The organism is Dyadobacter sp. CY345, assembly GCF_021502725.1.
In the GTDB taxonomy this organism is placed as follows: Bacteria; Bacteroidota; Bacteroidia; order Cytophagales; family Spirosomataceae; genus Dyadobacter.
In genome coordinates this window covers 486,214-498,432 of sequence record NZ_JAKFFS010000005.1, presented here as the reverse complement: position 1 = coordinate 498,432, position 12,219 = coordinate 486,214, and the positions used below count along the sequence as shown (strand labels likewise).

The 12,219-nt window shown below is 40.6% G+C and carries 12 protein-coding genes; 8 read left to right on the top strand and 4 right to left on the bottom strand.

Features of this window, described 5'->3' with window-relative positions; all coding sequences use genetic code 11:
* Nucleotides 1–546: 546 nt before the first annotated feature.
* From L0657_RS22650 to L0657_RS22615, 8 genes are all read left to right on the top strand, one after another.
* Nucleotides 547–1,455 carry an AraC family transcriptional regulator gene (locus L0657_RS22650; RefSeq protein ID WP_235153049.1) on the top strand — a complete coding sequence of 303 codons (909 nt, stop codon included), beginning with the start codon at nt 547–549 and terminating at the stop codon, nt 1,453–1,455.
* Nucleotides 1,456–1,790: 335 nt separating this feature from the next.
* Complete coding sequence (locus L0657_RS22645) at nt 1,791–2,132, top strand: hypothetical protein (protein ID WP_235153048.1); 342 nt, start codon at nt 1,791–1,793, stop codon at nt 2,130–2,132.
* A gap of 14 nt (nt 2,133–2,146) precedes the next feature.
* Nucleotides 2,147–2,980: a metallophosphoesterase gene (locus L0657_RS22640; protein WP_235153047.1), complete on the top strand. Its 834-nt coding sequence runs from the start codon at nt 2,147–2,149 to the stop codon at nt 2,978–2,980.
* A 1-nt stretch (nt 2,981) separates the two neighbouring features.
* Nucleotides 2,982–3,566: a hypothetical protein gene (locus L0657_RS22635; protein WP_235153046.1), complete on the top strand. Its 585-nt coding sequence runs from the start codon at nt 2,982–2,984 to the stop codon at nt 3,564–3,566.
* A gap of 95 nt (nt 3,567–3,661) precedes the next feature.
* Entirely contained in the window at nt 3,662–4,006 is a 345-nt protein-coding gene (locus L0657_RS22630) for a helix-turn-helix domain-containing protein (protein WP_310588300.1), read from the top strand.
* 246 nt (nt 4,007–4,252) lie between these two features.
* A complete protein-coding gene (locus tag L0657_RS22625; protein ID WP_235153045.1) occupies nt 4,253–5,308 on the top strand; it encodes an aldehyde reductase in 1,056 nt (351 codons plus the stop codon).
* Nucleotides 5,301–5,645, top strand: a complete 345-nt coding sequence (locus L0657_RS22620; protein ID WP_235153044.1) for a hypothetical protein — start codon at nt 5,301–5,303, stop codon at nt 5,643–5,645. The genes L0657_RS22625 and L0657_RS22620 overlap by 8 nt, the downstream gene beginning before the upstream one ends.
* A gap of 1 nt (nt 5,646) precedes the next feature.
* Nucleotides 5,647–6,429 carry an AraC family transcriptional regulator gene (locus tag L0657_RS22615; RefSeq protein WP_235153043.1) on the top strand — a complete coding sequence of 261 codons (783 nt, stop codon included), beginning with the start codon at nt 5,647–5,649 and terminating at the stop codon, nt 6,427–6,429.
* A gap of 619 nt (nt 6,430–7,048) precedes the next feature.
* Here the strand turns inward: L0657_RS22615 and L0657_RS22610 are convergent.
* The 4 genes from L0657_RS22610 to L0657_RS22595 form a co-directional block, all read right to left on the bottom strand.
* Nucleotides 7,049–7,948, bottom strand: a complete 900-nt coding sequence (locus L0657_RS22610) for an AraC family transcriptional regulator (protein WP_235153042.1) — start codon at nt 7,946–7,948, stop codon at nt 7,049–7,051.
* Nucleotides 7,949–8,076: 128 nt separating this feature from the next.
* The gene (locus tag L0657_RS22605; RefSeq protein WP_235153041.1) at nt 8,077–9,045 is read right to left on the bottom strand and encodes an SDR family NAD(P)-dependent oxidoreductase; all 969 of its coding nucleotides are present in this window, start codon (nt 9,043–9,045) and stop codon (nt 8,077–8,079) included.
* 982 nt (nt 9,046–10,027) lie between these two features.
* Nucleotides 10,028–10,717, bottom strand: a complete 690-nt coding sequence (locus L0657_RS22600) for a hypothetical protein (RefSeq protein WP_235153040.1) — start codon at nt 10,715–10,717, stop codon at nt 10,028–10,030.
* Nucleotides 10,718–11,085: 368 nt separating this feature from the next.
* Complete coding sequence (locus L0657_RS22595; protein WP_235153039.1) at nt 11,086–12,129, bottom strand: phosphatidylinositol-specific phospholipase C1-like protein; 1,044 nt, start codon at nt 12,127–12,129, stop codon at nt 11,086–11,088.
* Nucleotides 12,130–12,219: the final 90 nt, after the last annotated feature.

Genomic DNA, 12,219 nt, shown 5'->3' with positions numbered 1-12,219 from the left:
CAGTCCCAACCAGACTAGCAAACGGGATTCACCCACGCAACTGAATGAGAGAAATCTGGCAAAACTTTTTTCAAAGCCGGCTAACCAATGAATTCTTTCGGCGAAAGCCCCTCAAAGTGTTTAGCAATCTGGTACAAGCGGAGAACATTGGCTTAGCATTTGCGAAACTTGAGTTATTGGTTATAACAAACGCGAATATTTTGAAAGATCCAAAACGGTCTTCGATGTCACAAAAAACGATCAGGACAGCAACATCTACTCTTTTGACTACAAGATTGGGCATTTTGGCTACAACCAATATCTGAAAACTGATGAACTTTGCAATAACAAAATATGAAACAAATGGAAATTTGCAAGCCGGCTTATTCCAGCCGTGTTGTTAAGGTATGGAAATCCAGAATTTAAAAAAATAAAACATTGCAAAACCGTAGTCTAAAATAAAAAGAATACTTTGTTGTTTAGTCGGTAATACGTTGAGCGCCTCGAGCCGAGCGCCTCTAGCCGAGCGCCTCTAGCCGAGCGCCTTCAACTTGATAACCTTAATATATGGAAAATAAGAAACCTTACAGAATACAGTCCATCACGGAAATCCATCGGCTAATGGGGTTGGGGAAACCATATCATCCGTTGATAGGCCTCATTGATTTAGCCGGGCTAAAAAATAATACAGGATTGGATGTTGTCATATTTGACCTGTATGTCGTCTCTATGAAGAGGGGATGTGACAAACTAATCTATGGCCAGCAGAAATACGATTTTGACGAAGGACTAATGGCCTTCATGTCTCCCGGGCAGGTTTTGCGTGGTGAAGAGAATGGTGTGCCGCACAAGCTCGAAGGCTGGATGCTTTTTATCCATCCCGATTTTTTATGGAATACCACGCTTGCAAAAAAGATCAAGCACTACGATTATTTTGGTTATTCAACAAATGAGGCGTTATTCCTTTCTGACCACGAGGAAACCCTGGTCAATGGCATTATTTCCAACATCAAAAGCGAATACAAATCCAACATTGACAAATTCAGCCAGGATGTCATCATTGCGCAGTTGGAACTGCTGCTTACTTATGCGCAACGTTTTTATGAGCGCCAGTTTATCACGAGAAAAATAACCAACAGCAGAACTTTGGAGCGAATGGAAGCGGTGTTGAACGAATATTTCAATGACGATGACTTGATGTCTAAGGGATTGCCAACTGTTAAAAACGTTGCGGAGAAACTTAATGTTTCAACTAAGTACCTAGGCAGTTTGCTCAAGCAATTAACCGGCCAGACTACCCAGCAACATATCCACGAAAAGTTGGTAGAAAAGGCCAAGGAGAAATTATCTACGACCGAATTAACGGTAAGCGAAGTTGCCTATGCACTGGGCTTTGAACATTCGCAATCGTTCAATAAGCTTTTTAAGGCAAAGACAAAACAAAGCCCACTGGAATTCAGGCAATCCTTTAACTGACATGTGGGCCTGCTGCATGGATAGCGTGCTGTGTGATTTCCGGGATGTAATGGTAACGTATATGTCCAACAGTTGATGCTCATGGCAGTTATCCGTATTCGGTCGCGCGTAATTGGTAGGTGTCAGTTTAATGTACGGTTGATTTGAGAATACACCCCGTACCATTCGGGGATGTATTTTAAATATGAGAAATCCCTAACATAAAGTGACATGCCCGGTGTCCATACTAATGGGCTATATCTTCAACACCTATTTGTTAAAATGACGAGGCGGCAATGGGCTGCGTTGGGGGCGGATTTTTGAAAAAAACTTTTTTTAACATAAAACAATTACAGATGAAAGTCATTAGCATCATACTCATTTTAATTTCAGCAGCGCTGAGTATCAAACACGGGTGGGACGCGTTTCGTCCACCCAGCCCTGAACAGGCGAAGATGATGGCCAACCTGGGTATTACGGAAACCATTATGCCGTATTTCGGTGTGTTTTCGATCGTCCTGGGATTGACGCTGTTTTTCCCGCAAACCTTTTTCCTGAGCAATATATTTTCAGCCATCACCATTGTTTTGATCATGGCCTTGTCATTGAGAGCGGGTGATACAAAAACGGCATTGATAGAAATTCCCTTCCTGACTTTGCCATTGATATTGATCTGGTTAAAGTATCCTTTTAAATAATGGATACTCACCTCATGAAATGTCAAGATCATTCTCATTCAAACTCATCTTTTTGGGCTAAGCGCTATTGGATTTTTTGCGTTTTACTGCTGACTTGCTGTAACCAAATCGAATTCAGTCCCAACCAAATCAGTGACCGCGATTCGCCGACACAACTGAATGAGAAAAATCTGGCAAAACTTTTTTCAAACCCGGCTGACGACACAGTGACCGTTGTTTTTGTAGGCGACTCACAGCGCTGGTACGATGAGATGGACCGGTTCGTAGAGAAAGTAAACACGCTGAATGCTGTCGATTTCGTCCTGCTGGCGGGTGACATTTCAGACTTTGGTCTTTTACAGGAATTTGAATGGTTGAACAACCGCCTTAGACGTCTCGAAAAACCTTATATCGGCGTCATCGGAAATCACGACCTGGTTGCAAACGGGGAAGAAGTATTTACGAGAATGTTTGGTCCGACGGATTTCTCGTTTGTCTACGACAGTATAAAATTCATTGCACATAACACAAACAGCATGGAATATTCCAGACGCAAAGTTCCTGACATGCCCTGGCTTTCCCATGCATTGTCGGATAGTAAAGATGCTGCGTATATGATTACCGTTTCTCATGTCCCACCATTTAGCGAGCTGGAATTTGATCGGGAACTGGCCGAAACATATCCGTTGCTATTAAGGCAAACGCCTAAAATGCTGCTCTCCCTGCATGGCCACGTCCACCAGCATATGGACTTTTACCCATATGAAGATGGGGTCAGGTATATGACCAGCTATGCTTTCAACCAAAATGCTTTTGTGTTGCTCAAAATTGTCAATGGAAAAGTCTTCAAATCGATAATACATTACTAGAATGAATTTTAAAATGTGGGTAGTTATCCTGCTGCTGACCGGATCAGCAGATCGAAATTCCTATGCGCAAGTCTTGAAAAACCTGGCGCCGGATTATGTTGGGCTGCAATATGCCGGAAGCATTGGATTTATAAGTGTTGGCGGAGGCTACGACTTGTTTAGGCAACGGGTACGCGCCGGTTTGAACTACGGATATGTCCCGAAAGAAATGGGAGGGAATCTCCATTTACTTTCCACATCGCTGTTCTACATTCCACTAAAACTAAAAGTTTCAAATACGGTTACCATTAATCCTCTGGATGTTGGGATGAAAGCGGTATACCATTTTGGCGACCAGTTTTATCTCAACTGGCCTGAAAGATTCCCACGGGGATATTATTGGTGGAAGTCTGCACTCCGGCTTCATCTTGCGACAGAATCATCTGTCACCCATGAGCTGAAAAGTACAGGGAGAATTAAATCTGTAACCGGATATATCGAATTGAACACGAACGATCTGTATCTGATCAGCTATGTGCTTAATCCATCATCATTATCTGTTACGGATATTATTAAGATTGGCTGCGGGCTGAGGATTCATTTTTAATGACTGTTTTACCATCCTGATCACACGGTTTGTGAGCTAAGACTCCTGACGTTTAAAAAGATGCTGCCTAATTTTGGTATCAACTAAATAATAAAATGATGACATCGAAAAAGACAGCGTTCATTCCGGGAGCAAATAAAGGGGTCTGGCTGGCGACCGCAAATATGTTGCTTCAAAAGTTTTCCTACCTGACAGGACGCAGTTTGACTACTTTTAAAAAGGATTTTTATAAAATTTATAAGATAACGCCACAGCGTTGGCTAACGCAAAGACGTTTGGAATTAGCATATTATCATCTTGCTAAGAAAAGCAGAAAACCGGTCGAAGTGTATTTAGAAACAGGTTTTGAAAATTTATCACATTTCTCTTTTGCGTTTAAAAAACAATTTGGGATAACGCCGACAGAACTTGCCAGCGGCGAGAGGCAAACTATTCATTGAGATCGGCCTAATATTGTTGGCTCAGCAATACCTGACTGTAACAGATTTGTCAATGAGAGATATTGACATCATTCCGGCATTGAATACTCTCAAATTTTAATTCTTATCCTAAATTCTTTCGGTTTAAACGATGCATGGCTGTTCCATTAAAAAGGTAAATGGACCTTTTAGCAAAGTGTTATTGGACTTTTCAACAAAGTCCCATTCCATATTTTCTGCAAACTTTGCGATATAAAAAATTAAAAAATGGAAGGTTTAGAGACTGTTTTAGTTACAGGTGGCAATGGTTTTGTTGGCTTGCACATAGTGCTGCAATTGTTGCAAAAAGGATATAAGGTAAGAACTACGCTTCGCTCAATGGCAAACAAGGATAAACTGATTGAAACCTTAAAAGCCAATGGAGTTTCGTCTTTTGAGAATCTCTCGTTTGTTGAAGCCGAACTGGCCAGTGATGATCATTGGCAGGAGGCCATGAAAGATTGCAAGTATGTGTTAAGCGTTGCATCTCCTATGTTTTTTGAAATACCCAAAGATGAAAACAAAGCCATAAGACCTGCCGTGGAAGGCATTCTAAGGGTTTTGAAATTTGCCTGTAACGCCGGTGTAAGACGGGTCGTTATGACTTCGAATTTTGGGGCAGTAGGATTTAGCCAGACCGATAAAAGAAGACAAACTACCGAAGCTGACTGGACAGATCCAAATTTAAAAGGCTTATCAATTTATGAAAAGTCCAAACTTCTGGCAGAACAGGCTGCCTGGGAATTCATCAAAAATCAAAGCGGTAATCTGGAATTTGTAACCATTAATCCTGTTGCCATTTTCGGGCCATCCTTAAACGGGCATGTTTCCGGCAGTTTAGATATTTTGAAAAATATGCTTGATGGCACTTGGAAAGCAATCCCGCCGATCCCATTAAATATCGTAGACGTACGGGATGTAGCACTTTTGCATATCTTGGCTATGGAAAACCCAAACGCGAATGGTCAGCGATTTATAGCTTCGGCAGATGGACAAATTTCAATGCCGGAAATTGCAACATTTTTAAAAACAGCCAGGCCTGAGGTGTCCGGGAAAGTTTCCAGCAAAAAGATCCCAGCCTTTGTGTTAAAAATTGCATCTCTTTTTAATGAGCAGGCAAAGCAGGGGGCCATGTTTATCCGGATGAACCGCAATGTGAGCAATGCAAAAGCAAAAACAGACTTAGGCTGGAAACCGGTAGCCAATTTGGAAGAATCTATCCTGGCATCGGTAGACAGTATGATCAAATTTAACTCAATCCAAAATGACCATAAAAATGGTTAGTAGCCTGCTGATTTTGGTTACCGTTTATTTTGGGGTTAGTCATGGTTCAAGAACCTTCAGCACACCTTCGCCAGCTTATGCAGAAATGATAATACTGCTGGGTATTAACGATACAATCCGAACCATGATCGGGGTCTGGTCTATACTTTCGGCAGTGTTGATCTTATTTCCACAAACTTTTTTTATAGGAAATATTTTACGCGCGGTGTTGCTGATCTTGATGATGGCTTTCGCTTTAAAGGCGGGAAACTATAAATTTGCATTGATAGAAATCCCATTCTTGTTGATGCCCTTGGTATTAATTTATTTGGGCCATCCACTAAAAAACGCTTTTTGAAATGAGGACGATAGCAGATGACACCAGAGTAAACATGTTGAGGGAACAGTTTATTCCTGACCATGTTTTCATATACATTGTCAAAGGAACGATCCGCGTTTATGACGGCACTCAAAGCTATACTTACAGAGCAGGTGATGCCTGTCTCGCCCGTAAAAACAGACTGGCCAAATATGAGTTATTGGATAGCAAAGAAAGGTTTGAACCCATTATTTTTTGCTTCGATCAGCCATTTTTGCAGGACTTTCAAAGCAAGCACAGATCAAAACAAACAACCAGAGGATTGAAGGATACGATTATCGACATCCAAAGTACGGAATTGATTCAAAGTTTCATACAATCCATAAAGCCTTATTATAAAGGTGTTATGCAACTCGATGAAGCGTTTGAAGATCTAAAATATGAGGAGCTTTTAATTATCTTGTTGAAGACCCGACCTGAGCTTGCAGCGGTTTTATTTGAATTTAGAAGACCTGGAAAAATAGATCTGGAAGAATTTATGAACAGTAATTATAAATTCAATGTAAATGTAGAACGTTTTGCTTACCTGACAGGAAGAAGTATATCTGCATTCAAAAGGGATTTTGCAGCAGCTTATCATGAAACGCCCGGCCACTGGCTGGTAAAGAGGAGATTGCAAGAAGCCCATTTCCTTATCAGTCAAGAAAATAAGAAGCCTTCGGATGTCTATCTCGACTTAGGATTTGAAGACCTCTCACATTTTTCCTTTGCATTTAAAAAACAATTTGGAATAGCACCGACGCAATTGGCAGGCCGGCGTTAATTTGTAGTATTACCTATCTGTATAATTTCTTCAATATGGACGACGGAATATAGGAGCTGTAAGAATTTCGGTTGTCTGGAACGCTACACGTAAGGTATCGATGCAGTATAAGCTCTAAGCTAGATCCGTCCGTTATAAACCGTGAAAGCTTTTGGCTTTTCGAGGTATATATACTCCCTCAGATTTTACATGGCCCGCAGTGAGTCCCAGTCTGCGGCTTTCTCCCATTGTCGTTTATCCGCGTATGCGGCAATGGTGGTTAAAGTGTATTCAAGTAGCACTTTATTCTTATGGAACGGGTCAAAGCAGCCCATGTAACTAAAACTGTCTTGCCATAATTATTGTAATCTATAATGCTGCAAAGTTAGCTATTGCCTGTCCGTAAAGGTTTTGTAAAACATCGAAAGTGCTGTTTTGAAACCTCCGGAAGTTCAGCTAGCGTGGGCGCTTGGTTTCGTGGTTTGTCCGCCTGTTGATTTTTTTAGGTCGCCCTTTAGTGTATCAGTTGACTTGCTAATTGGCGCAGTTTCTTTACAAATACGCGATGCCCATTTTGTATTGTTGCACAAGTATTTTGAAGGGTACAATAAAAAGAATATGGCAGGGTCCAGGGAGATTATTAATTAAAGGACTTTCTGAATGCTAATGGCGTTAAGCGAGTCTTCGTTTTAAATAAAGCACTGAACGATTGCGGATGCCCAAAACCTAGTTCGTATGCAATTTCACTGATCGATAAACTGGTAGTAGAAAGTTTTTCCTTTGCCATTTCTATCAGTTTGTTGTGGATATGCTGCTGGGCATTTTGACCGGTAAGAGAACGTAAGAGGTCACTGAGGTAACCAGGTGACAGGTTAAGCATTTTAGACAGATAAAGAACAGTAGGTATTCCTTGATCCAGTGACTTTTCAGGAAAATAATCGTCCAGAATCTGCTCCATCTTTTGATATATGTCGTTGTTTACTGCCTTTCTTGTAATAAACTGGCGCTTGTAAAAACGGTTTGCATAAGCGAGCATCAGCTCAATCTGTGCAATAACAACATCCTGGCTAAACTCATCAATTCGGCTATTCAATTCATCCTCAATGATGCCGAAGATCGACATGATCGTCTTCTTCTCCCGATCAGACAAATGCAGCGCTTCATTGGCGGAATATGAAAAGAACCCATAGGACTTAATCCTCTTGGCCAAGGGGTAAGTCAGAAAGAAGTCCGGATGGATGAGCAAAGTAAATGGAGACCTATCGTTGATATTAAAATCATCAACGCTCCCGATAACCTGGTTTGGCGCTGCAAATAACAGGCCACCTTCCCCAAAATCATATTCAGACTGGCCATAGCGTAACCTTGTGCTGTGTACTGTTTTATAAGAAATCTTATAAAATTTTAGCACATGTGGATTTGGGAAAATATGCAATTTGGTTAAGAGAACCTTGCTTGTAGCACCATCGATCAGACTAATCAGGGGATGCACGGGCATAGGTAGGCCAAATGCCCTGTGCACATCTGATAAAGATTTCATTTGGAGATGTTCGTTTTCTTTCTCTTTCACTCTACAAATTTAATATACTATTGACATTGATTACCATGCAATCGATTATTCCTTAAAGATCTTTCAATCAAGCTAATTGCCTTGATGTCCCAAAGTGGTCAGCGGAGTTTTAAAGACCCCTCATTTGGCTGTATATGGATAAGCGTTTTAGTATCCTTCCATAATTTTATAGCCCTCTCCTCGTCATAGGATAATTTGGAAGACCGCCTTTCTGTTAATTCGCCATCGTTCGTCTGGAAATATTTTCCTGAACCATTCGCATATTCGGGGTCAGCAGTGACCCTGGCAAGACATTCGCCCGAAAATTTAATATCGCCAATGGTCACTCCGCTTTTTTTCAACACCCATGACATAAATGCACTGCCAGCAAGCCACTGCACAGGCTTTGGCATGTTCCTCAAAAATCCGGTTCCAGATGTGGCTCCTGGATCAAAAGCTATGGATAAGATCGAAGAGCCTGCATTTCTCAGGTGTCTATCCAGTTCGTAGGCATAAAGTATCATGTACAGTTTCGAAGTTGCGTAGAGCTTTCCTCTGGAAACGGGCTTTGCTCCGCCTTTACCTGTATTTGCCAGTCCAACTGCGTCATATTCATCGGCAATTCCCATCATTTTTCCGTCTGCTGTATCAGGGTCGTGCGTACCACTGGCAGTGAAAACGATCCGACCGTTGTCTGCAATGCTATCAACCAGCAATTCTAACAATAGCGCATGTCCCAGATAGTTTGTTGCAAGGGTTTCTTCATAACCGTCTACGGTATAGGTTGGTGCTCCATTCAACCGAACACCAGCATTGCAGATAATCGCCATTAGTTTATCAACTTCTCCCTTATCTATCATTTTCTGGCAATTCGAAGCACCAGACCTCACTGAGGCCAAAGATGAAGTATCCATTGCCAATACGCTTACCTTTATCCCATAAGATTTGATTAATTCTTTTGCAAAGTTCTCCATTCGCTCAGGGCTACGGCCTGCCAAGATCAGATTGTATTTATATTTAGAAGCGAGAACTTTGCAGCATTCGATGCCGATCCCGCTGTGTCCACCTGTGATTAGGATTGTAGGCATAATTATTCGTTTAAATTTATCTAAATGTTCAACACCTGTATTAATTACAATACAAAATTCGCCGTATCCAGTCTACAAGTTTTAAGCTAATTGAGGTTTTATGTAGGCAAAATGAGAATGTTGCTGAATAGACGAGGTCTCCAACGAATCAATACCGGGCTGACCAGGTATATCCATCAGTCTGGGTAGAGGAATGTTTCAATTCAAATCGTTTATATTATAGGACAAAGTCACCGTTTTTCCGATTGAGCAATCTTATAAGGGTACGGGGCTTGTGGCGGTTTAGAAAAAGCAAATACTTCACGAATAGCGGGTTTGCAGCCAAGTTTCCCACAATAATGGAATTTATAAATCTTGTATATATAGGTTATGTATTTGCCATCCTTTTTAACTTACGTACGGTATATTAAAATTTAACTATGAGAGTATTTAAAATAGAGCAAAATCCATCTATTGACGAAATGGCTCGAACTCTCGAGAAGGAATTTTCTTCTAGGTATGCTTAGAGCTTTTTCGGTGTAGGTGAAAATAAAACTATTATTGTTCGAAAATCAGAGTTTGTAGGGGCACAAATTTCAAAAAGCGGAAATCAAATAACGGTGTATGCACAGTCTCCAAATGTATTATTGAGCTTTCTAGATCTTTTAATAGGTATTAATATCATTAGATCTTTATTCCATTCTCCCTTTAAAAACCTTGAAGCGGATTTAGTAGTGTTCCTGAAGGACAAATATTCTTAAGCTTAGTAGTTTGAGCTACTATAAAAACGTCGGTTTTGGAGTAACTAAAAATGGGGGTATATCTGAGACTTGCCAAAGACTTTGTAGTTTCAAGGTGATTAGAATTTTATGTGCTTTCAGACTGTCTGAGTTTTAGGGACACTCCTTAGTTTAGGCCAACTTGACTCTTACCTGCTTATTCCTATCCTCAATATGCTTTACATATTAACACTATATTTTAACGCGATATACGAAGTCGATATTTATTGAGGTGTTTTTTTAACCCTTTGGTTTATTGAGTCATTCATTTCAACAAAGTAAACTTCAATTGCTCTTATTAAATCATGATGATATTCGTAATCTGTCAAAGCCATTATTTGTATTCCGCTTTGTAGCTTTTCTTGATTTATTGATTTTATTTTTAATAATGTTTCCTTCTGATTATTTGTTAATGTTTCAACATCCTTATTTAGATTTGAATTGATATCAATTGCTTCTTTAATGTGGAACCATGAACTATTTAAGGTTTTAGAGTAAATGGCTAGGTTATTTATAATCACCCTATGTATCTGATGTGGGGCTGTAATTTTTAGCACTTCATGATCCAGTAAATCCAATTCTTTTACCAATATGGCGCGCAGCTCAATTAAAAATTCTTCGAAAATGGAAGTTAGCGTTGTTAGTGTACTTTTCCGCGTAATGAATGCAGTTCTTTGAGCGGTATATTTTTCAACGATATATAGCTGTCTAAGTTTATATTTAATAGTAGTAGAGTCTTTGCTTGTAATTAGTAAGTTTAACCTTTCAGTGATTTTTTTGTCTAATATAATTTCCTGATTTTTATATGCATTGTTCGTTTGTTTGACGATTTCGTTATGGCTTTCCAGTATCAAAATTATTCTTTGGTCTAGTGCTTCAAGAAATATGGAATTAAAAAAACGTACTTTCTTCATTTCGTTTCCCTAAATGTCGAGATGGTTGATGTTTTATGGCTTAGAAGACGTATGTATTAAGTATTACGTTGGTCATCTTTTCTCTTGTTATTATTTATTCTCCTGCCAGGAGTAGATCCAACAAATTCCTTTCGATAGACAAATCGCAACAATTCTTTTCATCATTGATTTACACTGATGAATCCGGTCTAAGATTGCTCCCCTATTTAATTTTGCATACTTGACAGCAGCAAGTTGTAAAAGGTCCAGTTACAACATTGGCTGAAATCGTGTTACAGCTCAACCTTTTTGCTCAAATGGCAGACTGCAATAGTTAGCGTATGCCACTTAACGGCTAAGACGAACAGGCGCACCTGCTCCGTAAGTTGTTAAAAAAGTGGGTTCTTCCGAAAATAGGTGCTGCCGTCAAAGCTTACAGAATAGTCAGATTCGAAATGGGTGCTTTTCTTGTAATAATCCGTTGTGATTATTTGAGCGCCTGATTTGCAGGCCGCCTCGAAAGTTTTTTTGTCATTCCTCCTCGCTTCCTGCGTATTTGAGTCAGCGCGGGTGCGGATCAGGTAGCCTTTTTTTACCAGATCTGGTATTTCGGCGGCTTTGGCATTATTTCGAATCAAAAAAGCAGCTTCCGGGGTGCCGGGCAATGCATTTGCAAACATTGTCCTGCCGTGCAATGACGGGTGCCCAGCGATGTATAAATCCCGTTTGCTGCCCGAATCATCAAGTACAAACACAAATTTTCCCTTTGCTTGCATCAATGTTGGCCAGTTATCATGCAACACGGCACTTTCCAGGGACTCGTACTTACCCCTCACCATATCGGGTGTGAGAATATGCTTTTCGCCCAGATGTTCAAGAATTGTTTTGTCGAGCTCGTCGAAATGCTTGGCTGCATTGCCTTCCCTTGTGCCTGCATCAGCAACTTTTCCCTTCACTTCAAAAGTAATGTATACCGGCGTATGATCAGGGTGCGCCTCTGACCAGGCTTTCAGGTCTTTAAGGCAATCGATGAACGTGAAATAGTACGTCCGAAAATCAAGGTCAGGCACATGCAGCACCTTGAACCCAGGCTCTTTCATTTTTCCCTCCGGATCATATGGCTTCTGCCCAGCGACCATTTGCAGACCTTTCGGGTTTGCATATTTTCCTCCTTTTTCGTCAGGATACACATCGATTTCAAGGTTGCGCAGGCCAAGATCAAGCTGTGCAATAACCGGAACGTGTTCATAGTCGAGCGCGCTTGCCGAAGCGGAATCTTTTTGAGTAAATGCCTTAAAAAGAGCCGGGTCAATAGCTTGTTTATAGCTATTATGAGAACCGATTATCTGCGTTTTATTAATCTTTAATTTGTCATCCGTTTGGGCAAAAACAGGGAGACTGCATGCGAGCAACAGACTTAATATCGCTTTCATTGAAGATAGTTTCGTTCCCTGCAAAGGTAGCGCGGCTCGAAAAGACGGCAGTATTAAATTTATGTTACCAAACTAGGTTGTTCCTGCGTG